Consider the following 23,389-nt stretch of genomic DNA (forward strand, 5'->3'; position numbering starts at 1 on the left):
TTTTTTGAAATTGTGGTTATAGCACTATGAACCTGAACCGAAAGCATTTATCGTTCTTGATTACCTTCTTTTCGTTGGCGATAATGGTATTGGCATTGTACAATATCCATTTGGGACAAGGTGAAAAAGAGGACGAATATGTAGTGGAAATGATGCTCGAAGAAGAGGATCTCGAACAATTGGATAAAGAAGTGGAAAAACTTCGCGAGGAACTCGAAAAAGCAAACCCAATCAAAAGCCACATGGCTTTCAACGAAACGGCAAAGCCGAGTTACGGTAATCCAGAACCTCTAAAAACGTTGGAAGAGCTCATGGAGGAAAAGGCCGCTGAAAGCGAAGAGGGAGATCCAGATGACCTTATTGCCGATTCAGAATATGCAGCCAGAGTCAAAGAACTTGCCAAAAAAAGGGAAGAAAAGAAACAAATGTTAGGCGAAAAGGAAGCCCAAAAAGAGGAGTTCACCAATAACCTGGCAAAACGACGAACCTCTGTTTCCTACTCCTTGGTAAATCGCAATAATTATAGATTACCACCTCCAATTTACACGTGTATCGAAGGTGGCAAAGTGGTCATAAACATTACGGTCGATGCCAATGGCAATGTCATTGCTGCGGATTTTAATTCTAAAAGTTCGGGGACTTCGAACGGCTGTTTGGTCGATAATGCCATTACCTATGCGCTAAAGGCCAAATTCAGTTCTGCGGATAAAGCTTCCCAAAAAGGAACCATCACCTATTTATTTCAACAAAAGGCGCGTTAGATCATCTAGCACGCTTTGCCCCTTATCCTTATTGTACCAGACCTGAAGATCTTGTTTGAATTCTGCAGTCAAAGTTCCGTGTTCCGCCTTGAAGTCTTCGACCAATTTCGTAGCGTTCTTTGAACGTGGGCCCCAATCGCCGACAACTTCTTCGCTTGAATCATCGATTGCAATTAATTTCGGAATGGACATGGCACCTTTGGTCAAAAATCGGTTCATTAAAGCACCGTTATCGTCTCGAAGAAGAATTTTCAACGTAATGTTCGGATTCAGTTCCGCTATTTTGTGCATGACAGGTAATGAAGGAGAGGCATCGCCACACCAACTTTCGGTCAGTACCAACCAAGTAGTTTTTTGGTCAAATTGGGCAATTTTATCCAAAGCTTCAGGAGTGAATTTCAACGTCTTGTCCCAACGCTTCATTCGCTTATCGTTCAATTGGGTATAGTTCGTAAGGGCTTCCGTATGTTCTGGGCCAGTAGATTTTCCTTCTTGGGCCAATTGAGCTACCAATTCTCGGTACTCATTATACGAAATTGCATTTGGCAAGCTCTCTTTGATGAGTTCTTGTGTCATTCTTTCCGTAGTTTCAGGATTCACTGTTTGCATCTTTATTCTATTTGGGATAAAACTAAAACTCATTATCTCGCAAAAAGCTGAGATAAGTCACATTGGTAGACCTAGTCACACAAACCTTACAAGTTCTCAGGATTGACCGCCAAACTATTGAACAGTTTCGCCTTGGTGGTAAAGAACTTGTTCTGCACTTGGTTCTTCTTCAGTTCGGCATCGATAAGTTTACTTTCACGGGAGTTGATCAAGAACAATGAACTCTCGCCAAAACTGAACTTTCGCTCTTCGGCAGATACCAAGGTGGTGTAGTTCTCCACGATTTCATCGATTAGGATATTCTGTGTCTCGAACGATTCCAGTTCGCGGTAAATGGCGACGATTTTGTTCCTGAGCTGAATTTCGGCATTATCCAATTCGTACTCGGCGTCTTGCAATTTGATTTTTGCCAGCTTTAAATCTCCCCTTTCCTTTCGCAAGAACAAAGGTAATCGAAATGCGAGTCCGCCTTTGTACTCTTGGGTCTCGAAAGAATTGATGAATTCAGGGGCTTCCGTCAAGAAATTGTATTCCAAATCTATTTTGGGTAATAATTTATTGGCTTTTAAGCGTTTATCGACTGCGAGTCCGTCAATTTTGTAACCCAACGATTTTAGCTTAGGATGGTTTTCGATGGTAAAGCTATCCAAAGGTTTTCCCATGATTTCCAAGGTAGTATCAACCTCACCTTCTAAATTGATCTCAGGTACTACGTTCGGTTGCAATTCTACAGGTACATTATCGTTCAGCCACAGAAAATTAGATAGTTCCAGCGATTTGTTCATCAGCTTTACTTTCGCCTGCTCAAGATTCAGAGCACGATCTTGTACCGCAATCTTAGCCTCGACGGTGTCGATAGCGGCAACCTCGCCAGCCAAAGCACTGGTTTTTACCCCCTCAAAACGCACTTGCGCATTGGTCAAGAAATTATTAAAAATCTGACTGTCTTGATAGGCCTGCAACCAATCGAAATACGCCAAGGCCGCTTCAAAGAGAATTTGGTTGACCTGTAAATCGCGGTCCACCTTGGTCTGCTCCCTAAAAAACTTCGCCTGCTTCAAAGTTGCCATACGCTCGTTGATCCAGAAACCTTGCCCAACGGACATAGATACTCCTGCGCTGTATAATCCGTCCGTGGGAACACTTTCAGCCGGGTTCAAGAAATCGCCATCGTTCTGCTCAAAATTTCCTTTTAGCTCAACACCGAACCATGTCGGTATTTTGAAAGTAGCGTTCAGACGATCATAGTATTCAGACCCCTTGAACTCCTTCCGGTCATAATCGACTTCTATTTTTGGGTCGAAACCACCACGGGAACGCATCAAATTGGCCTGCCCCATATCGATGTTCAGTTCCGCCTGCTTCGCGATAGGATGGTACTTTTTCACATAGCCCAGATACTCCTTAAAATTAAGGACAAGGGCATCGGGCTCCTGCGCATTTAGACCAAAAACAGTTAAAATGAATATGTAGATGAAGTACTTTCGCATCACTTTTTAGCTTGCGCAGTTTCTTTTGCAGGTTGATAATAATTCGGGGGGAAACCGTTCAACTGGCGCCAAAGCTCGTACCAAATCGGAACATCTTCCAAAAGGGCGATTGTATTCGCACCAGAGCCGACACGGATAGCTGCAGGCCAAGGTTGTTCATCGGAATCTGGTGCCAATAGCACCCGGTATTTTCCGTTATCGCTAATAAAAGTTTCTACGGCTACGACTTTTCCTCCAAAGGTTCCATAAGAGGCATTGGGCCATCCTGAAAAAACAATGGCAGGCCAGCCATCGAATTGAATACGAACTTTCTCGCCAATATGCACCAGCGGAAGATCCAAAGGCTCGACAAAAGTCTCCACCGCCATGTCATAAATGGCAGGCATGATTCCCACTAATTGATCGCCTTCCTTAAAAGTCTCGCCGATTCCGCCCTGTAAAGCCTTGTTAATATATCCGCTCTGGGGGGCACGTATGTAATACATATCATTGCGCATCTCGTAATTAGTATACTCGTTTTCGAGTTTGGTTACCTGCGCCTCCGAATCGAACTGGCTCGATTGCGCAGTGTACATATCGCTCTGGGCCTTTGAAATTTTATCGGTGTACTCCGCCTGCACGCGATTGATTTCCATTTCGGCGTTGAGCACCTCGTTTCTGGCAGCCAGGAGTTTGTTTTCTTGTGATATCAGTTTTGCCTGTGTTTCTTGTAACTTTAAGCGTTTTTCTTCTACGTCGGTTACAGCTTTAAGACCTTCCTGTTCCAATTGAGTGGTACGGTTGAACTGTCGGTCGGCAATAGTTATATTGGTCTTTGCTGCCTCCAGATCAATGCTGTCACTCTGTACTTTCAGGCGCGATTGCATAAGTTTATTTTTGGCTTGCTCTAACTTCAATCTACGCTCATTGGCCAATGCACCAATCTGGTTGTTTAAGGCTTTTACCTTACCCTGATAGGATTCGACCGACATCTCTTTCGCCTTGATCTGCTTTCCGGTGCGCTCGACCAGCTGCGGGTCGAAATACTCGTTCTTGACCTCTGAAATAAATAAGATAGTATCTCCTTTTTGAACGAAATCGCCTTCTTTCACATACCACTTCTCAATACGACCCGGAATAGGCGATTGTATAGTCTGTGGCCGCTGATCTGGCGTTAATGTGGTCAAAAATCCTTTGCCGCGGATGTTCTGTGTCCATGGTAAAAAGAGTACGATGAATCCGAATATGGCAGAGCCTAGCAAAAAGCGATTAAAATGCTTGTAATGCCTTTGATGGAATACCTTATCGGTCGATTTGAATCCGGTCAAGTGTACGGTCTTATTTAACGGATTATTAGAAATGTTCAGCATAACTTTTAATTTATCGAAACGATTTTACCGTTTTCCATGGTTATGATCCTTCCGCATCGGCCTATCCATTTCGGATCTTGACTTACTATGACCAGTGCCCATGGGTTGCTCTTATCGGTCAAAAACTCCATGATTCGCAAGGCCTCTATCTCATCGAACTGGTTTAATGCATCCTTCAATATCAGTAATTTGGGTTTTCTGACGATACTTCGTGCCAAAACAATTTTTTTGGCGACGGTATACGGAATTTGTTGCCCTTCAGGATATAATATAGTATTCAACCCTTTTGGCTGTTGCTTTACAAATTGCAATAGTCCGACATTCTCCAATGCCCAATACAGGTCTTTTTGTGAAATTGAAGTATCGCCGAAGGTGATATTTTCCAAAATAGTGCCTTCGAAAGGGGTTTCCTCCGTCAACGATTGCCCTAAGAATGAGCGGTAATGATTGGCATTTATGCCCTTCATGGAAACATTGTTAACATAAACACTTCCATCACTTGGCTCGATTATTCCGGCTATCAATCGCAATAAGGTAGATTTGCCCGAGCTATTAGTGCCAACGATCAACTGTGTGCTTTTTGGTAGGATTTTAAATGAAATATCTTCTAGAATGTTCCCTTTTCCGTTTACATTGAACGTAACATTGTCCAATTCTACGGTCAAATCTCCGGTCGCTGTCAAGGGAGTTTCACCTGCTTGATCCTCTAAATCTTTGTCTACTACCTGCCCCAGTTTTTCTAGGGATGTCAATAGGTCGTAGAAGGTCTCCAAACCACGGATAAGTTTCTCGACCGAACTGATGACCAAAAGAATGATGATTTCAGCGGCAACGAACTGCCCGATGTTCATTTCTTGGTTCAAGACCAGTAATCCTCCGATCAATAATAATCCGGCAGTTACCAAAACCTTGAAGCCTATCATTTGTATAAACTGAATTACCAGTATTCGGAAGTGGCCTTCACGCGCGGCCAAATAATCGGTCACCAACATATCGTTCTTGTTGACCGCTAGACTTGTTTTTCCCGACAGCTTAAAACTAATTAATGACCGTGCAACTTCCTGTATCCAATGGGCCACTTTATATTTTTGTTTTGATTCATCAAGACTGGTATCCATCCCCTTTTGTACCGTGAACTTGAAGACTACATAAATCAATAGCAATAACAAAATCCCATAAATAATAAAGAAAGGATGGTAGAACGATAGCAGCAACAGGCCGAAAATAATCTGCAAAAGCGAAGCCGGAAAATCCAACAAGAGTTTCGAAAGTCCTTTCTGTACATTCAGCGTATCGAAGAAACGGTTCGCCAACTCGGGCGGATAATAATCGCGCAGCTCGCTCATCTTTATTTTCGGAAAACGGTAGGTAAACTCGAACGAAGCCCGTGTGAATATCTTCTGCTGTACGTTCTCGATGATGCGTATCTGCATCAACTGTAAGATTCCACCAAAAGCCACCCCACCCGTGACCAATACCACCAGAATAATCCATGAGGTACTGATCTGCGCCCCTTGTATAAGGTTGATGATTGCCTGAATGCCCAAGGGCAACGAAAGATTGACGAGCCCAGCGAATATCGCATAGTAAAAGGTCTGTAGAACATCCCTTTTATCGAGTTTCAACAGACCTATTAACCGCTGCCAAGCGGTCAAAACATTTTTAGCCATTCGGTTCGGTATTTAGTGAATTGAAGACCAACTGTGTAAAATATTCTGTCGGATCCCCGTTCTCACGGCAATCGGTCAACGAGGTAAAATGGTCTTTGAGAAAATGCTGATGTAGGGACCCTTCAAGAACTGTACTCGCTAGACTTGACGGATAGCCATACTTTGTATCAACGAACTTGATCATAGCGCTTAAACGGTTGACCAATCTCTTATAGATTACAAAATAACCTTCTTTGTTCTCCGTATCGACCTCTTTGGTCAAATATGACTTGGAGTATTCGTTGATGATTATTTTATTCAAAAGTACCTCGTTGATATGAGAAAAGGCCGAATCTTCTTCGGTAGGTTTTGTCACGATCTCAATCGCCTTTTTGAGTTTCTCGATTGGGTCGGCCATACTGTTGGTAGAAAACACCAGCTGATATTCGAGCCAACCCCAATACCACGAAGTAAGGTAGAGCAATAGTTTGTGTTTGTTCTCAAAATAGCGGTAGATCGAACTCTCGTTGCTTCCTATCTTAAGCCCCAACTTCTTAAAAGTGAAACTCTCGAAACCCATGGTATTGATCATTAAGATACTCTCTTCGATGATACGTTTTCCTAGATCAGAGGACTGGGGATCCTTGACATAAATCTTTTCGTTAATCCCTATTTTGACCGATTGCAACAACTGCTCCATGTTATCATATTTTGTTTAATGACACAAATATAATAGTATTACTATCGAATAATAATAGTTTAACTAATATTTAACGATAGCAACCCTAATGATATTGTTCAAGATTACTATATTTACAATATCAACTTCGAATATTTATGATTTAATAATAATGACATGAAAAATACATTGCTATTTATGGTATTCGCAAGTATTTGCTTTTCGACGGATGCACAGGAATTGTTCCAGTTGCGCTTGAACGATTACCAATATGTAGAAAATAACGATGGCACCATGAACAGTCAATTAAAGCTTCCCAACGGGAATGCGACCATAATTATGGGCGGATTGAACGACTGGGACGGTATGAACAACTACTTCAATCTTTTTGGAGCAAGCTCATCGTGGATAGTTTGGACATGGGTTCCGAAGGAATTCAAAACGTAGTACTGCGAAGGGAAGATGGTCGCGATTTTTTTGATCTATTTCCGACAGTAAGTGCCAAGCTTATTCCCATAGCGCATCCAGAAAATAGTGGTATGGCCATAGAAAATGAACAGATAGATTAACACGAAACCAATAAATAATTCATATAAATCTTAAATTTTACAGTAATGAAAAAAGCAGTAATCTTCATCGTAAGCATTTTTATGACAGTAACCTTAATGGCTCAAGAAAGCAGCGATTTTGTTAAAAAAGGCACGGTATTGACCCTCGGCCCGGTATCTGCATCAGGATATAAGCATATTGACTTTCCAAGAAAGAATATCATTATCAAAAGAGGGGCGATCGCCGATTTCAATAATCTGGAAGGTCGAAAGGTCATTGTTGAAGAAGTTCAAACCGAAAACGGAACGACCGAAGTCGTACTCAAAAGAAAAGATGGACGCAACTTTTTCCGGTTTTGGACCACCGTAACCACAGATATTGAAAAAGCGTTGGCCAAAGGAGAATTGAAAATGACCAGCTAACAAAGGGGAGACTCGTTTGTCGGCAATGAATAGTGGTTAGTGTTTATTTTGTTCTCAAAACACCGGTCCGCCTGTATTGAATTCGCTAGGAGTATAGGAGCCCCGAGACCGGTGTTTTTTTTAAAATGAAAGTACCGAAATAATGATTTTATCACAAAGCAACACCATGACCCAAGATATCGAAGCAGCTCGAAAAGAGGGTTTTCTGATAGAGTTCTATTTTAGGGATGGGAGGATACATTGTAGAAACTCTTCAAAAAAATATGACCATAACGAGTGTTTCTTGGTCGAATATTGCCGACATGAGGCCATGAACGATCCCGGCGATGGATCCATTCTATTCTTGATCGAATGCGCCGATGGCAGTAAGGGCTATTTGACAAGTGGTTATGGAATTTATGCTGATACGGATACTATTAATTTTGTCCTTTCATTGAAAAAGAAGGAATCCAATTAAAAACCGCATGATGGTTCTTGTACACATTACCGTTAAAAACCAAATTCAGGCCAATGAGATTATCGAACTATTGATGGATAAAAAATTGTTAGCCGACGCCTTGGTTTCTGAGAAAATGATCCTCTTGAAAGTCAAAGGGAGTGAAAAAACCAAACAGAAAAAAATATATCTTATCATAGGAAAAACAAAGGCCCTTCTGTTTAAGACCATAAACGAAATACTATACAAAAAATATCCTGATAAGATGCCCATACTTTATGCGGTACCCATTGTATATATGGACGATGGACAGACAGAAGAATTAAGGATGATCACAGCAAAGATCTAAGCTGACTTTCGTATTACACTCTTCTTACGCCCATTTGTCAATACCCTGAATTGAAATTGCAACAATAGCCATATCTTTATTGTTCAAACGAACACGATGCAAAAACACAAATGCGGTTGGTGTCTTGGCGATGCCCTTTATGAGGCCTACCACGATCTGGAGTGGGGCGTACCCGTAAAGGATGACGCTACTATTTTCGAGTTCTTGATATTGGAAACCTTTCAAGCTGGATTGAGTTGGATCACTATTCTAAAAAAACGTGAAAATTTTAGGAAGGCTTTTGACCGATTCGACTATAAAAAAATTGCTAAGTACAATGAGGCCAAAATCGAGTCTTTGCTGCAAGATGAAGGCGTAGTACGAAATAAATTAAAAGTGCATGCAACAGTTTCCAATGCCGTAGCGTTTATGCAAGTACAAAAAGAGTTCGGCAGTTTCAGCGATTACATCTGGGGATTTGTAAACGGAAAACCTATCAAAAATAAAGTCGAACACTATAAAGAAGCCCCAGCAAACACTGAAATTTCAGATGCCTTGAGCAAAGATCTCAAAAAAAGAGGATTTAAATTTGTGGGTAGTACTGTCGTCTATGCCCATATGCAGGCCACCGGTATGGTCAATGATCATGAAGTGGAATGTTTTCGCTACCATGAGGTTTAATGCGTATAAGAAATTATTTCAATTTGAAAATGACATCTAAACTTTTATTCACAACGGTTTTTATCTTCTGTGGGGTTTTCGCTTCGGCCCAGAATAAATATGAGCGTGAGTACCGTATTAAAAAGTCTCAGTTTCCAGAAAAGGCCCTAACCTATATTCAAGAAAAATTGGATGATGCTCGACGCATTCGCTTCTACAAAGAGACGGACAGCACGAAAATAAGTTACGAAGCGAAGTTCAAAAAGGACCGATTAAAATATAGCGTCGAGTTTACCGAAGATGGCACTTTGGAAGATATCGAGATATTAATTAAGCCTATTGACATTCCTAATGACGCGTTCAACAAGATGAATACTTATCTAAGGGATAATTTCGTCAAATACCGTATCAGAAGAATGTATCAGCAATATCCGGTAGGGGAATACGATGTCGAGACCACCATAAAAAATGCCTTTCAGAATTTGATGTTGCCCTATATAAAATACGGGTTTATCGTTTCCGGCAAAAAAGACAAGGCCTATGAACAATTCGAAATTCTTTTTAACTCAGAAGGTGATTTTGAGAAGCTACGGAAATCCCTTCCCCCGAACTATGACCATGTGCTCTATTAGAGGTTAATTTACCCTTTTTGCCCGTTTGATTTATTGTATAATTTGCAGGAAGAAAACTCTACCCCAAAACCGAAAACATACTATTTCTATTGACCAGTCTGGTTTTTTCTCTTTAATATTTCGATAAAATTCGCTCTTGGCATTTCTTCCGCACCTAGGCTGGCCAAATGATCGGTGTAAATCTGACAATCGATTAGGTCATAATTCTTGTTCTTTAACTCTTGTGCCAATTGAATGAACGCAAATTTGGAAGCATTGCTGACTTTGCTGAACATGCTCTCCCCACAAAATACATGACCAAGGTCCAAACCATATAGTCCACCGACCAATTGATCATTTTCCCAGACCTCGTATGATTTTGCATACCCTTTTTCGTGAAGACTAATATAGGCTTTCTTCATCTCTGGAGTTATCCAAGTGCCATCTTGCCCGAGTCTTGGCATCGCGGCGCATTGTTCGATTACTTTTTCAAAACAGCTGTTCTTGGTCAATCGAAATTGATTCGACCGCAACACTTTCCACATACTTTTTGAAATCTTGATTTTCTTTGGAAAAAGTACCATTCTAGGGTTTGGGCTCCACCAGAGAATCAGTGCGTCTTCATTGAACCATGGGAAAATTCCGCTTTGGTACGCCAAAAGCAGTCGTTCAGGTGATAAATCACCGCCAACCGCCAATAGTCCTTCGGTATTGGCTTTCTCCACAGGCGGAAAACACAGCTCAGAGGTCAAAAAAAACAACGGGCTTTTGTAGCTATCTTTTTGCAAAGGGTCAATTTTTAGTATAAAGTTAGACCATGCTATCTTAAAAGCAAAAGGTCTATACTACATATCGGCAGTATAGACCTGATTGGATATTGATTCTCCTATAAAAATCGTCGTTTCTAAAACGGCAAATCGTCGTGCTCTTCTTCATTGAGATTATCAGCCGGTTCAAAAGCTTCAACGGGCGGTACCGGTGGCATATCACCGCTTACACTTTCTGGCTGTAGGTTTTCGATGCGCCATCCTTGAATGGAGTTGAAATATTTTACTTCGCCTTGCGGGTTTGTCCATTCCCTTCCTCTCAGATTGATACTGATTTTGACAGGCTGCCCTACGGTATAATTGTTCAAAAGGTCCGTTTTGTCTTGAACGAATTCGACCATGATATGTTGTGGATATTGTTCTTCAGTGGTCACGACCACTTCACGCTTTCTAAATCCGTTATTCCCAAAAGTTTGGGTCTCCCCGATCATTTTAATCTTTCCTTGTACTTCCATGACTATGAATTATATGGTTCCTAAAAAATAAGTTTTTAAAAATAGGATGATTCCAACTATCCACCTAATATAAAATCAGGAAGTTATTAAGAATAACTAACCCTTTGGCAAGCCTAGCAGAAAGGTGCCCTTTTTCTTGCCGTTCTTCGTGGCATACCCTTTTTCCCAGGTATAATTATCCGAATCCAGACCTTCAAGCAGCACGTCAATGTCTTTCATGGCATACATTCTGGGCATGCTTGCCTGACCGTCCCAAGCATAACAAATCGGGATTATGGGAATCAGATAGGTGAAAACCAATTGCCGCCACGTAATAGGTTTTACAAAAGGAGTCATAAAAAGTACCATAATCATCAAGATCGCTAGAGAAATAGGGAGCAACACCCACCATAAAAGAAGGGACATTTTATTTTCGGCCATTTCATAAATCAATAAGGGTTGGGCATTTTTTTGGGCGGATTCCAGTATTTTCCGTGCTGCTTTTGGTGGCATATGATGAAAACTGTTCATCATCGTTTTGAGACCGTTTGGCACATTGGTAAGTTCAGTAGCATCTACCGGAGTTTCTTGATAGCTAATCTTATCATTCTCGTCTTGATTGTACTTTTTGGCCACCTCTGGATTAGGGTAAAGATCCGTCATGACCAATTCAATATGTTCAAGACCCGATGTTCGATGGATGATATTCAGAACTTCGGGCATCGCACCACCTGAACCGGATCCTAAATCAACGATTTTGGTCAGCTTATTCTCCTTAAGAATACCACCGATTAATTCCGCCAATACTTCGCTGACCCCCATCATTCGATGCAAGATCATAATTAAATTGGTCATGCAGGTTCGCAACCAAGTCGGGAACCATGGAAAATCTTCAAACTCGAATAGTTGTATTCTTTTCATTTCGCTAGTAGCACCTTCCATGCTGAAAGTACGTCGTTTTGCTCTAAATATTCCTTTGCCTTCAATGCTAAAGATGCTTGTTCCCCAGAATTGACAATGGCCCGTAAATCTTCATGATTATCAATGAATTCTTTGATTTCGCTTTGAGTCGGAATTTTTTCAATATTGCCCAACATACCTAAATCGTTGCCGGTCAGCACCTTGCTCGTTCGAATATGGTCGGGAATGTTATCTACACCTATACCTAAGGTCAATAATGGTTTTGGCACTTCAAAGAGTCCTTCATTGGCCCTGCTATACCAATTGCCTCCCATACGGGCAACCTGATCGATTTTATGTTGGTCGATGCCTCCGTTTGCATCTAAAATAGAAGAATCGATGTGAATTTTAACGACCTCGGAGAAAACCAGGTTACCGGCACCTCCTTCCTTGCCCAAGGCCTCGACTTTCGTAACCTTGCATTCGAATTGTACGGGAGATTCGGCAACCCGAAAGGGTTTGACCACATCGGATTTCAACATGGTTAATCCCGCTTTTACGAATTCGTTTTCTCCTTCGCCATATTCGGTACTCGCCAAAGATATTTGTTGCACCATATCATAGTTCACGATATTGATGACCACTTCCTTTGTTAAAAGCACATTTTGCAAGGTGTGTTTTGTGGTGTTGTCACGAACACGCCTGGCAGGTGAAAAAAATCAAAATAGGCGGGTTGGCACTAAAGACGTTGAAAAAACTGAAAGGGGAAAGATTGGGTCTTCCCTTTTCATCAACGGTACTTGCAAAAGCGATAGGTCTTGGCCCGACGGCACCCAAAAGATAGCTATGTAATTTTCCTGTGGAAACCTCTTCTGGAAGTATAGAAATCATTTCTTTCATGGTCTAGTAAAGGTAGCCAATTATGCTGCATCGAAAAAGTAGAAATTAGGGTACAAAATGTATAATTCATGGTTCCAAACAAAAAGTCAAGACGAGTTCATTATCTTTAAACCAAGAAACCAAATGGATGCAATTCAATCCTAAAAACAAAACTTCGAACATCATTTTATTGATAGCATCTTTTGTTATCGTGAGTTTGATCCTTTGGAACACCAACAGCTTCTTTAAAAAGTTCAAGGAAGAGGAACGACATAAAATGGAAATATGGGCCACGGCCCAATTGGAACTATTGCAATCTTCTGAAACAGCAGAATTAGGTAACCTGACACTAAAAGTATTTCAGAACAATACCTCGACCCCGATGATCTTGGTATCAAAAGATGGGTCAATAAAAACGAATAACATCCCCGAAGAAAAACGTACCGATTCAATCTATCTACAAAAGAAAATCAAGCAATTTCAAAATGAAAACACACCTATTTCAATAGATGACAATGGCGATCATCTTCAAACACTTTACTACGGCAATTCAGAAGTGTTGAACAAGCTGAAATATTATCCGCTTGCCCTGTTGCTCATCATTTTTCTTTTTGGGGCGGTAATCTTCTTTTTCTTCAAGACCAATAAGGCATCAGAACAGAACAAACTTTGGGCCGGTATGGCGAAAGAGACCGCGCACCAGATCGGCACCCCATTATCTTCATTGTTGGGTTGGAACGAATTATTGAAAGCAGAAAACATCAATCCGGATATAACAAAGGAAATCGAAAAGGACATAACAAGATTAGAGACCATTACGGAACGTTTTTCTAAGATTGGCTCCTTGCCCAAACTCGATGAACACGACCTTGTTGCGCAAACCAAGGAAGCCTATGAGTATCTTAAATTACGGAGTTCTAAACTTATCGACTTTTCTTTTGAATCGCAAGAAGAACCCATTCACGTCATGCTCAATCCATCACTCTATCACTGGACAATAGAGAATCTAGTAAAAAATGGAATAGATGCCATGAGAGGAAAAGGGAGTATCCGTATCGAGATTATTCCTGAAGGAAAGAACGTGAACATACAGGTCACCGATACAGGCCATGGCATACCCAAAAGTGATTATCAGACCATTTTCAATCCGGGAGTTACATCGAAAAAAAGAGGTTGGGGTCTCGGGCTATCCCTTGTTAAAAGAATCGTTGAGGAATATCATAAAGGAAAAATTAAAGTACATTCGTCTAGTAAAGCGGGTACAATCATGCAAATTTCGTTGAAGCAAATACCTAAATAATGGCACAAGAGAAACTAGAGGTCATTAAGGAAGCCGACCTGACCAACAATTGTCCTGAGTGTTTTAATCAAGACCTCAAATTGACTTTTTATCAAAAACACCTATACGGAAAACTTTTTCATCGGGTGACCGGTGAGGTGACCCATAAGGTAAAGTGCAATAAATGCGGTTCAGATATCTACCCGGTCAAATGGACCGACGATATCGAACGTATTTTCGAATACTATCAAAAAATGGTGAAACCCGAAAAGGCTTCGATTGGGTTTACCAAACTCTTTTATATCCTGATTTTGTTGCTGATCGTTCTAGTCGGTGCCGGGGTCTACCTATTTCTAGTAGGAGTTATTCAATTTTAGAACGAATCGATTTTGCGATGTCTTCAAATTCTTCAGGAGCCATGGCAACCTTGTGTTGAAAAGTGGCATCCTGCATACTGTTCAAAGGTATAAGATGCACATGCACATGAGGAACTTCAAGCCCGATGACCGTCATTCCGACTCTTTTACAATCGACAGCATCTTCAAGGGCCTTGCCGATTTTTCTTGAAAAAGCCATAAGACCCATATAAGTGGATTCATCAAGGTCTAGAATTTTGTCGACTTCACTTTTAGGAACGCACAATGTATGCCCTTTCGCGTTGGGGTTGATATCCAAAAAAGCGAAGAAATTTTCATCTTCCGCTATTTTGTAACAGGGAATTTCTCCGTTGATGATTTTCGTAAATATCGAGGCCATCGTAGTACCGATTATGATCTGGTTATCTCTAAAATCTTAAATTTCAGGGTTCCGTTGGGGACGGTAATCTCAGCAACATCGCCTACTTTTTTTCCTAGAAGGCCTTTGCCAATCGGCGAACTAACCGAAATTTTTCCTGTTTTCAGATCCGCCTCACTCTCTGCGACCAAGGTATACTTCATTTCCATACCGTTGTTCTGGTTCTTTAATTTCACCGTAGACAGTATTAACGCCTTCGAAGTATCCAGTTGCGATTCATCTATCAACCGGGCATTCGCCATAACTTCTTCCATTTTGGAAATTTTAAGTTCCAACAACCCCTGTGCCTCTTTTGCGGCATCGTATTCGGCATTTTCCGAAAGATCACCCTTATCACGTGCCTCGGCAATGGCCTGGGAAGCCTTCGGGCGCTCGACATCCCGTAGTTGGTTCAGCTCGTCTTTTAATTTTTTTAGCCCCTCTGCGGTATAATAGGATACGTTACTCATAACTTCCTCGTTTTATATGAAGTGGTTCAATCTTTTTCTTTTACCTGCAAATTTCACATTTTGCACGCTAACCTGCCCGTCCGTTCAGGCGGGTTTTACCCTTTTTGAGTACCGTAGCTATTGGCTATGCTACGAAAAAAAGCCTTCATTAGGGCACAAAAGCCGAAATTTTCGGTTCCAAACAAAAAGATTGAACCACTTCAATAAGAAAATCCCCTATATGAACCGCGTAAACTCGGTTTTTTTAGAGAGGATTTAACGCAAATATACATATTTTTTGCCCAATTTTGTCCTAGATATTCTCAAAAGACATCGTCAATGAAGCGCATTTCGTATCTACTTCTCGTAATTTTTATGATTTCTTGTAGTAAGGAGGTTACGAATCGAAATCCCTATTTACAAGAACTAGGATTTCGTTTTGATATCAATCTCAGCCTACCCCTTTACAGCCCGTTGACCAACCCCGGAAGTCCTGTTTATATATCCAATCAAACGGTCGGTACCCGAGGTGCTTTTGTGATGAATACAGGCTTTGACCAATTCAGGGTCTTTGAGGCCAGCTGCCCCAATCATGCGCCCAATGATTGTTCTACCATGATACTTGAGGGCCAGAATGCCATCTGCGCCTGTGACGATTATGAATACAGTCTTTTTACCGGGCAGTTCTTGAACAGGCCCGATGATGGCAAGCGGTATTATGATCTATTAGAGTATCGGGCAACCGCCAACGGCAATGTGGTGGTGATTTCGAATTAGGTCACATAGAGTACTTAAAACCGTACCGTCGCCCCCATCAAAAAATTAATTCCCGCCTGCGGATAATACCCCGCTCCTTCAACAGTAGTAATCGTACCCGGATTTGAAAAATCATCATCAAAGGTGAAAAAATACCCGTTGGAAACATATTTGGCATCAAGAACATTATTGACCAGACCGGAAAATGTAATACTCTTTATAAAGGCATCAGTTTCAATTACATATTGAATATTCAGATCCGTTTGTGAATAGGCATCCAGAACGGAAGCTTCCGAGTCGATATTTCCCATATACTGCTTGCCCACATATTTCGTCAATGCCGAAATCTGTAAATTCTCTTTGGGACTATAGGTCAGTCGATTCCCGAAAATAACATTCGGGGAAAAAGCGATATTGGTATTTCCCAGATTTTGGAGTATCCCATCCCTTTGAAAAACGAAATCTCTGTTTTTATTGGTGCTCAAGGCAATATTCGGACTTATGGCAAACCGGGTTCCCAATTTGAGGTTCACATCGATTTCAAGTCCGGCACGATAGCTATCGCCTACATTTGCCCGTAAGGGCGCGCCGACATCGTTCAGTTCTCCGGTCAAGACCAACTGGTCTTTGTAGCTCATATAATACCCGTTCGTACTGACCTGAACCTTTTCGGAAACATAGCGCCAGCCCAATTCAAAATCGTTCAATCGTTCAGGTTTGGGGCTTCCGTTTTCATAATCATTTCTGTTCGGCTCCCTATTCGCAACGGCAAAACTGAAATAGAAATTGTTGTTTCGGTCAAAATCATAGGTTATTCCTACTTTGGGATTAAAAAAATTAAACGTATCATCGACCAAACCCGTATCGACACCGTTGGCCTGATAGCCGACGGTTCGGTATTGTAGGTCCCCGAAAAGTTTCCATTTTTCATTGAGGGTATAATTTGCTTTGGAAAACATGTTGAAATCAGTTTTTTCGGACGTGTCATCGTAATAACGCTCTTTATATACACTATTGTTGGAAAATCTTGCCCAGACGACCTCGCCAAAGTGGTCACCTACATATTTGTTATAACCCCCGCCTAAAATAACATCTAGCTTTTCACTTGCGTACGATGTGGAAAAAACGGTGCCGTAGAAATCATTGTCAAGCCAACGCCTTCTAATATAGTCGGTCGAGGTTATCGCATTTCCGTTCAGCATAAAATTTTCCCGGCCTATAAAATTCAATTGTGAGTCATCAGAAAATAGCACATTGGTAGTATACCAATCATCTACATATTCTTCAAAAAACCCTTTTCCTTTTGTATAGTGAATTGCGATATTGGTACTCCAAGTGTCAGACAGTTTTTGGTTCCAAAGTAGCTGGGCATGGTTTTGTTTGTAATTGTCCACCTGATTGCCATAAAATCCCTCAAAATTACCGTTGTCATCAAATTGAATACCCGCTGGGTTATAGGTTCTGTAAGAAGCCAAAGTTGCAGCATCAATTCCGAACCATGACTGGTAGGTGATTTCATGGCCCCCAAAAAGAAGTGTTTTTATGAGTGTATTATCATCTTTATACGCTCCCTGTAAAAAATAGGAATCCAGTTCAGAAGATGCCCTATCGACATATCCATCGGAAGTAATCCGCGAAAGCCTACCCGATATTTCAACGCGGTCATTGAGCAGACCTGTGCTGAATTTGAGATTGTTCCGTAACGTATTAAAACTGCCATAGGAACTCGATAGTTGACCAAAGGCCTCTTCGGAAATTCCTTCTGTCAAAAGATTCAGGCTGGCACCAAAGGCCCCGGCACCATTCGTAGAAGTACCCACACCACGCTGTAACTGCAAACTCTCGGTCGAAGAAGCAAAATCGGGCATATTGACCCAAAACGTACCGTGTGATTCTGAATCATTGTACGGTATGCCGTTGATTGTTACGTTGACCCTTGTAGCATCACTGCCGCGTACGCGAATTCCGGTATACCCTACTCCAGCTCCAGCATCTGAAGTTGTAACGACCGAGGGCAAAAAATTCATAAGAATAGGAATATCCTGACCTAGATTTCGAGGGGCGATTTCCTCTTTTTTAAGATTAGAGAATGTCACAGGAGATTCTTTTGATACCCTGATTGCGGAGACGAAGACTTCTTCGAGGACTTCAATTTTTTTCCCAAGCTGGACATTTATAACAACGTCACCATTCAAGTATAAGCTTATAATTTCGTGGACTAAATCAATATAACTAAATGAGAAAGTATACTCGCCTTTCTCTAAAAAAATCTCATAATATCCATTAAAATCGGCTGGGGTGAAATTCTCATATCCCGCAATAGCAATGCTCGCACCAGGTAATGGCTCGTCAAATTCATCCGAAATTATCCCTGATACTTTAAACTTCTCTTGGGCCATGAGGCCCATTACCAGCCCGAATAGAGCAAAAGTTGTAACAATAGTTTTCATCCGTACTAAATATTTAGTGCGAATAAAAGGGGCTATTATTCTAAGTTAATATTTGATTTTGTTCAATGTAAGAACGATAGAAATTCCAAACAGCGACTAGCGCATCCCTTAGCGGCATTACCCGCCCAGGTTCATTGGGTATAATCTCAGCTTTATCTCGAACTTGTTTCAAGACTTAGCACCCCTTTGAGATGGTACAAATGTAAGTCGCAGTTTTCATTTTACATAGGCTTTGCCTACAAATATTTAACGGTTCGTTATAATCGATATTGGGCAATTATCCGTATCTATATCAAGTCTTTTAGCGACAGCTACTTATGAACGACAAATCTAAAAATAGGTTTACGGTAAAGATCATGCTGAGTTATCTCGTGCTGTGTGCTTTGGCCTTGGTCTCGGGCTACTTTATCTATACCGAAATTCAGGTATTCATGTCGAATGATACCGCTGAGGAAACCGATGTAAAACTTCTGAAAACCGGTGCTCTGGTAACGGAGCTCTATAAAGCTGAAAGCCTTTCTAAATTGGCGTTGAACAGTAATGCGGATAATAATTTTCTTTCCTATGCCCAAAAAATAGATTCCATTCGAACCTCTATTGATTCGCTGAAAATGCTTTCCCAAGGCGAACATCAAAGAGGGCTCTTGGATAGTCTTCAAATTTTATTGGGACAGAAAGTTGAAAACAACAGCGAGCTTCGCAAATTAAAAAAGCGGAAAATAACTGATAATTCTTTGGATAAGGCCTTGAAGGAATTCGATAAGATAAAGGAATCCTTTGGAAAGTTTTCGGCTGAGAGCATGTACGCCGATTTTGATAAGTTATCTCCAAGTGCTCAAAAAATACTTACAGAATATGCCAATATATTAAGTGAAAATGCGCCAAAAAATCCAGATGGTACGGCGGATGCGGAATATGTCGATTCAATCTTAACAGCCTCCAGGGTCATGTTGGAAAGAGCCAAGCTCAAGGATTTCCGTTCGCAGCAGTCTCTCGCGCAGAAAGAATTGGAGGTCAACAGAAATGATCTTGAACTTTCGCGGCAGTTACAAAATATCATTGCCGCTTTTGAGCAGGAAATCATGTTCAACACGTACGAGGACAACCAAAACAGGCAATTGGCCATGCGAAGAACGATGCGCTTGGCAGGCATCACCGCACTTTTAGGGTTTATTATCGTTGCGATTTTCACCCTTTTGATAAACCGTGATTTTTGGAAAGTACAGGTTTACCGACAAAAACTTGAAAAAGAGAAGAAATATTCCGAATCCTTGTTAAAAAGTAGAGAACAGCTCATCTCGACCGTGAGCCATGACCTGAGAACGCCATTGAACACGATTACCGGCTATACCGAACTGATGGAAAATACCAGCATTACCGACAAACAATCGCGTTACCTAAAAAATGTAAAATCAGCATCGGAATACGTTGGAAACTTGGTCAATGATCTCTTGGATTTTTCAAAGTTGGAGGCAGGGAAGTTAAATATCGAAAAAGTACCTTTTATTGCGGCCAATCTTATTCAGGAAACGGCCGAAAATGTCGAAGCCCTATATCGGAACAAAAATCTAAAACTGCAATTGGAAATCGATCCAGAACTTGAAAAAACGGTGGCAGGCGACCCTTTTCGTATTCGTCAAATTCTGACCAATCTTTTGGGCAATGCCTTCAAATTTACAGAAGAAGGTTCCATTATCGTAAAAGCAGAAACGATCGGAGGTAGTTTTTCAAAAAAATTTATCCTTAAGTTAAGTGTCATCGATACTGGAATCGGTATTCCTCAAGAAAAACAAGACCTAATTTTTAAAGAATTTACCCAGGCCGATCGCTCTACCGAGAAAAAGTTCGGTGGCTATGGTCTTGGCCTGACCATTTCGAAAAAATTGGCCGAATTGCTGAACGGATCATTGCATTTGGAAAGTAAAGAAGATCACGGCAGCACCTTTACATTGCAGATTCCATTAGAAATAACGAACAAAGCGATCGCTGCGAAAGAAAAAACGGAATATTTGGTTCCTAAATTGAAAATGTTGATTATCGATGACGATACTGCACTTTTGGGTATGCTAAGCGAGCTTGCCGAAAGCATGGGGATTACGGCACATACCTTCTCCAATTTTTTGGCCATTAAAGAAGATTCGCACTTAGCTTATGATATCGTCTTGACAGATATCCAAATGCCACAAGTCACAGGATTCGAAGTACTGAAAATATTGAAATCGGGCAAATACGATCATTATACAAATCAACCGATCATAGCCATGACCGGAAGACGAGACCTCGATACCGAAGCGTACACCGCATTGGGATTCGCCCAAGTTCTTCAAAAGCCTTTTTCAAAAGGAGAACTTATAGGAATGCTCAATATGTTGGGCATCAAAACTAAAAAAGCACCGAAAAAAGTTGTTGTCAAAAAGGACAAAGAAACGGCATCACATATATACAGTCTCGAAATAATATACTCCTTCTTGGGAGATAACGAAGACGCCGTATATGAGGTTTTACAAACTTTTTTGAGCGATACCAATACTAATTTAGATTTGCTATCAGAGGCTGTAAACACTGCCGATTACGCACAGATCAACAAAGTAGCTCACCGTATGCTGCCCATGTTCCGACAACTAAAAGTAAATTCTACGGTACCTATTCTAGAAAAATTGGAAATCGCCAACTGGAAGATTATGAACCGGGGACAGTTGCTAGACGCGTTTCAAAAAGTAAAATTGGGAGTATCAGAACTGGTATCCGCATTGAACGAACGCTTGGCTACAAGTCCAAGTTATAATGGTTGATACGATTATAAAGCGTTTTTCTGGTAACCTGTAATAATTTTGCCGCTTTCGATTTGTTGTAATTGGTCTTCTGAAGCGCTTTTATTATCTGGTCTTTCTCGAATTCAGATTTCGAAATATGCTCTGGTGCCTCAGCCTTTCCGTTTGCCCCTAAGACTTCTTTTGGCAAGGCAGAAATTTGGACTTCATCGCCCACGGTCAACAAAACAGCCCGTTTTACTACGTTCTGAAGTTCCCGTAAATTTCCGGGCCAGTGATATTGCCGAAAGGCGTCCCAAACTTCTGTGCTAAATCCGTGAACATCTTTGTTCAAATTCACATTCGATTTCGTGAGAAAATGATCTGCGAATAACATTAGGTCTTCAAAACGTTCTTCTAGGGATGGAATTTGAATCGAAAACTCGTTCAATCGATGATATAGGTCTTCGCGAAACGTGCCTTTTTCAACGGCCTCGTTCAAATCTTCATTGGTCGCCGTAATGATCCTGACGTCTACATTGACCTCCTTGGTACTCCCCACCCTTTTTATCTTTCTTTCCTGCAAAGCTCTCAATAGCTGTATCTGATTCTCGTAAGATAGGTTTCCTACCTCATCCAAAAATAACGTCCCGCCGTTGGCAGCTTCAAAATTTCCGACCTTGTCTTCTACCGCCCCGGTAAAACTTCCCTTTATATGACCAAAAAACTCGCTGGCGGCCAATTCTTTGGGAATTGCACCGCAATCCACCGCGACAAAATTGAAATCCCTACGATTGCTATTATCGTGAATCGCCTTTGCAGTTACCTCTTTTCCAGTACCACTTTCCCCAGTAATCAAAACTGACATATCGGTCGGAGCGACCAGTTGTATGTATTCCTCCAATTTTTTTGAAGCATCACTGACCCCCGTAACGATAGTTCCACCTGACCGTTCTTGACCGGTGGACATCTTCAGGGAATCGCTCTCCTTTTTAGTAGAAACATCAGGTAAGACAACTTCGGAAACCGACTGAAGTGCCTTTTCGATAATCGTAACAATGTCGTCGGGCGTAAAGGGTTTCGATATGTAGTCGTAGGCCCCTTTTTCATAGCGTTTACCGCGGTACCTACCTCTGCGTAGCCTGTCATCACAATGACAGGCGTCGTAGGGTTTTTTTCTTTATCTCTGACAACAATTGGATGCCATCATAATCAGGCAAGCGCAAGTCCGTCAATACAAGATCAAAAGCGGTACTATTGAACTTCGTCTTCGCATCGGGGGCGCTAAAACTTGTTTCTACCTTATACCCTCTCTTTGTCAAAAACCTTTGGAGCATTTGACAAAAAGCGGCATCATCTTCAATAATCAAGAGGTTTGGCATAAAACTTTCTCTGTACTCGAACGTATTTTAAAAAGCCCTAAATCGAATCGAAACATTCGATTAGGCTAAGTATCTACGTAAAAATACCATAAGAAAGCTATTCGCCCCCTAAAATTTTCATAAAATCGATGAAGAAACCCCGCTTTTATTAAGCTTACAACAGTATTATATTGAAAAAAGGGAACCCTGACGAAAAGATCGGGCTTTGATTTGAAGAAAAAAAGGGGCTTTTTATTGTGTTAGGTTCCTGACATGTGAGACCCCGACGAAAAGTCGGGGTTAGTTCAAATACAATCGTAAGTTGAAGTCTTGGAAAATGGGTAAACCCTTCGACTGCGCTCAGGGTTAATTCGACCATCGTTTTCGAGTCAATCCGATTTGACTCGAAACGGGTCTCATTAAAATAGAAAGGGGCTGCTTTCGCAACCCCTTTCTGACCAAACCAACTTGATACAAAACAAATAACTCAAGTTATTACATTTCAATCCAGTTTCCGTTCTCGTCAGCATACAAAGTACCGGCAGTACCATCTTCTAGAGATACTTCCAACTTATATTGCTTTGATTCGTTAACGTAAGCCTTGTCGATTTTAGCTGTTGGGTAGTTCTGCGCAACGGCAGCAGTTACAGCTTCTGGTAATTCTTCTGCAGCGATTTCAGAGAAATCGTCCTGAGCAGCCACAACTTCAGTAGCGTCGGCAACTTCAGTTTGAACTTCTTCAGCATCTTGCGCGAATGCAGTTAAACTTCCCAAAGACAATGCTAATACAAAAACTAATTTTTTCATGATTTTCTTTTTTTAATTATTAATTAAACTCTATTGATACATTGAAATAATAGTACCAAAAAAATTTTTTATGTAACTATATAATTATCAGATAGTTATAAAATAATACGAGGATTCGGAGTGTGTAATTATGAGTACCGATGCCGTAATCTGTGTAGATTCTACACAACGAGAGTTTAA

At 41.1% G+C, this 23,389-nt stretch carries 24 protein-coding genes and 2 pseudogenes; 12 read left to right on the forward strand and 14 right to left on the reverse strand.

The genetic code is table 11. From position 1 onward, the window contains the following. Positions 1-26 precede the first annotated feature (26 nt). Complete coding sequence (locus N8A86_RS06380; RefSeq protein WP_273568285.1) at positions 27-761, forward strand: energy transducer TonB family protein; 735 nt, start codon at positions 27-29, stop codon at positions 759-761. On the opposite strand, the gene N8A86_RS06385 is transcribed toward N8A86_RS06380, so the two are convergent. From N8A86_RS06385 to N8A86_RS06405, 5 genes are all read right to left on the reverse strand, one after another. Further along, entirely contained in the window at positions 738-1,370 is a 633-nt protein-coding gene (locus N8A86_RS06385; protein ID WP_273568286.1) for a thioredoxin family protein, read from the reverse strand. The two genes, N8A86_RS06380 and N8A86_RS06385, sit on opposite strands and share 24 nt — an antisense overlap. Positions 1,371-1,456: 86 nt before the next feature. Next, complete coding sequence (locus N8A86_RS06390) at positions 1,457-2,860, reverse strand: TolC family protein (RefSeq protein WP_273568287.1); 1,404 nt, start codon at positions 2,858-2,860, stop codon at positions 1,457-1,459. Next, entirely contained in the window at positions 2,860-4,209 is a 1,350-nt protein-coding gene (locus tag N8A86_RS06395) for an HlyD family secretion protein (protein ID WP_273568288.1), read from the reverse strand. The genes N8A86_RS06390 and N8A86_RS06395 overlap by 1 nt, the downstream gene beginning before the upstream one ends. A gap of 5 nt (positions 4,210-4,214) precedes the next feature. Further along, positions 4,215-5,879 carry a peptidase domain-containing ABC transporter gene (locus tag N8A86_RS06400; protein WP_273568289.1) on the reverse strand — a complete coding sequence of 555 codons (1,665 nt, stop codon included), beginning with the start codon at positions 5,877-5,879 and terminating at the stop codon, positions 4,215-4,217. Beyond that, positions 5,872-6,558, reverse strand: coding sequence for a TetR/AcrR family transcriptional regulator (locus tag N8A86_RS06405; protein ID WP_273568290.1), 687 nt, complete (start codon positions 6,556-6,558; stop codon positions 5,872-5,874). Before N8A86_RS06405 ends, N8A86_RS06400 begins: the two co-directional genes overlap by 8 nt. 156 nt (positions 6,559-6,714) lie before the next feature. Between N8A86_RS06405 and N8A86_RS06410 the strand changes: the two genes are divergently transcribed. From N8A86_RS06410 to N8A86_RS06440, 7 genes are all read left to right on the forward strand, one after another. Then, complete coding sequence (locus N8A86_RS06410) at positions 6,715-6,984, forward strand: hypothetical protein (protein WP_273568291.1); 270 nt, start codon at positions 6,715-6,717, stop codon at positions 6,982-6,984. Continuing rightward, entirely contained in the window at positions 6,957-7,106 is a 150-nt protein-coding gene (locus N8A86_RS06415) for a hypothetical protein (RefSeq protein ID WP_273568292.1), read from the forward strand. Before N8A86_RS06410 ends, N8A86_RS06415 begins: the two co-directional genes overlap by 28 nt. 45 nt (positions 7,107-7,151) lie before the next feature. Beyond that, a complete protein-coding gene (locus N8A86_RS06420; RefSeq protein WP_273568293.1) occupies positions 7,152-7,508 on the forward strand; it encodes a hypothetical protein in 357 nt (118 codons plus the stop codon). A gap of 142 nt (positions 7,509-7,650) precedes the next feature. Continuing rightward, positions 7,651-7,965 (forward strand): hypothetical protein, encoded by a 315-nt coding sequence (locus tag N8A86_RS06425; RefSeq protein WP_273568294.1) that lies wholly within the window; start codon positions 7,651-7,653, stop codon positions 7,963-7,965. 7 nt (positions 7,966-7,972) lie between these two features. Beyond that, positions 7,973-8,293: a divalent cation tolerance protein CutA gene (cutA, locus tag N8A86_RS06430; RefSeq protein WP_273568295.1), complete on the forward strand. Its 321-nt coding sequence runs from the start codon at positions 7,973-7,975 to the stop codon at positions 8,291-8,293. A 96-nt stretch (positions 8,294-8,389) separates the two neighbouring features. Then, on the forward strand, positions 8,390-8,953 hold the full coding sequence (locus tag N8A86_RS06435; protein WP_273568296.1) for a DNA-3-methyladenine glycosylase I: 564 nt from the start codon (positions 8,390-8,392) through the stop codon (positions 8,951-8,953). A 29-nt stretch (positions 8,954-8,982) separates the two neighbouring features. After that, positions 8,983-9,564, forward strand: a complete 582-nt coding sequence (locus N8A86_RS06440) for a hypothetical protein (protein WP_273568297.1) — start codon at positions 8,983-8,985, stop codon at positions 9,562-9,564. 86 nt (positions 9,565-9,650) lie between these two features. Here N8A86_RS06440 and aat read toward each other — a convergent pair whose 3' ends face one another. From aat to N8A86_RS06460, 4 genes and pseudogenes are all read right to left on the reverse strand, one after another. Beyond that, positions 9,651-10,331: a leucyl/phenylalanyl-tRNA--protein transferase gene (gene aat / locus N8A86_RS06445; protein WP_273568298.1), complete on the reverse strand. Its 681-nt coding sequence runs from the start codon at positions 10,329-10,331 to the stop codon at positions 9,651-9,653. A 116-nt stretch (positions 10,332-10,447) separates the two neighbouring features. Beyond that, positions 10,448-10,825 (reverse strand): DUF3127 domain-containing protein, encoded by a 378-nt coding sequence (locus N8A86_RS06450; protein WP_273568299.1) that lies wholly within the window; start codon positions 10,823-10,825, stop codon positions 10,448-10,450. A 96-nt stretch (positions 10,826-10,921) separates the two neighbouring features. Beyond that, positions 10,922-11,746, reverse strand: coding sequence for a hypothetical protein (locus N8A86_RS06455; protein WP_273568300.1), 825 nt, complete (start codon positions 11,744-11,746; stop codon positions 10,922-10,924). Continuing rightward, positions 11,722-12,595 (reverse strand): annotated as a pseudogene (locus N8A86_RS06460) (flavin reductase family protein). Before N8A86_RS06460 ends, N8A86_RS06455 begins: the two are co-directional and overlap by 25 nt. A gap of 136 nt (positions 12,596-12,731) precedes the next feature. Here N8A86_RS06460 and N8A86_RS06465 point away from each other — a divergent pair. Next, the gene (locus N8A86_RS06465; RefSeq protein WP_273568301.1) at positions 12,732-13,883 is read left to right on the forward strand and encodes a sensor histidine kinase; all 1,152 of its coding nucleotides are present in this window, start codon (positions 12,732-12,734) and stop codon (positions 13,881-13,883) included. Further along, entirely contained in the window at positions 13,883-14,239 is a 357-nt protein-coding gene (locus N8A86_RS06470) for a hypothetical protein (protein WP_273568302.1), read from the forward strand. Before N8A86_RS06465 ends, N8A86_RS06470 begins: the two co-directional genes overlap by 1 nt. Here N8A86_RS06470 and N8A86_RS06475 read toward each other — a convergent pair. Next, on the reverse strand, positions 14,226-14,618 hold the full coding sequence (locus N8A86_RS06475) for an HIT family protein (RefSeq protein ID WP_273568303.1): 393 nt from the start codon (positions 14,616-14,618) through the stop codon (positions 14,226-14,228). The two genes, N8A86_RS06470 and N8A86_RS06475, sit on opposite strands and share 14 nt — an antisense overlap. An 11-nt stretch (positions 14,619-14,629) precedes the next feature. Continuing rightward, positions 14,630-15,106, reverse strand: coding sequence for a transcription elongation factor GreA (gene greA / locus N8A86_RS06480; RefSeq protein ID WP_273568304.1), 477 nt, complete (start codon positions 15,104-15,106; stop codon positions 14,630-14,632). Positions 15,107-15,424: 318 nt separating this feature from the next. Here greA and N8A86_RS06485 point away from each other — a divergent pair, with 318 nt between their 5' ends. Continuing rightward, on the forward strand, positions 15,425-15,862 hold the full coding sequence (locus N8A86_RS06485; RefSeq protein WP_273568305.1) for a Rieske (2Fe-2S) protein: 438 nt from the start codon (positions 15,425-15,427) through the stop codon (positions 15,860-15,862). 14 nt (positions 15,863-15,876) lie between these two features. Here the strand turns inward: N8A86_RS06485 and N8A86_RS06490 are convergent, their stop codons facing one another. Further along, positions 15,877-18,291 carry a TonB-dependent receptor gene (locus N8A86_RS06490; protein ID WP_273568306.1) on the reverse strand — a complete coding sequence of 805 codons (2,415 nt, stop codon included), beginning with the start codon at positions 18,289-18,291 and terminating at the stop codon, positions 15,877-15,879. 317 nt (positions 18,292-18,608) lie between these two features. Between N8A86_RS06490 and N8A86_RS06495 the strand changes: the two genes are divergently transcribed. Further along, complete coding sequence (locus N8A86_RS06495; protein ID WP_273568307.1) at positions 18,609-21,083, forward strand: hybrid sensor histidine kinase/response regulator; 2,475 nt, start codon at positions 18,609-18,611, stop codon at positions 21,081-21,083. Here N8A86_RS06495 and N8A86_RS06500 read toward each other — a convergent pair. Together N8A86_RS06500 and N8A86_RS06505 are read right to left on the reverse strand one after the other, a co-directional pair. After that, positions 21,058-22,423 (reverse strand): annotated as a pseudogene (locus N8A86_RS06500) (sigma-54-dependent transcriptional regulator). The gene N8A86_RS06495 and the pseudogene N8A86_RS06500 overlap by 26 nt on opposite strands. A 474-nt stretch (positions 22,424-22,897) precedes the next feature. Then, on the reverse strand, positions 22,898-23,209 hold the full coding sequence (locus N8A86_RS06505; protein WP_273568308.1) for a hypothetical protein: 312 nt from the start codon (positions 23,207-23,209) through the stop codon (positions 22,898-22,900). Positions 23,210-23,389: the final 180 nt, after the last annotated feature.

Origin of the sequence: Maribacter halichondriae (genome assembly GCF_027474825.1) — a bacterium.
In the GTDB taxonomy this organism is placed as follows: Bacteria; Bacteroidota; Bacteroidia; order Flavobacteriales; family Flavobacteriaceae; genus Meishania; species Meishania halichondriae.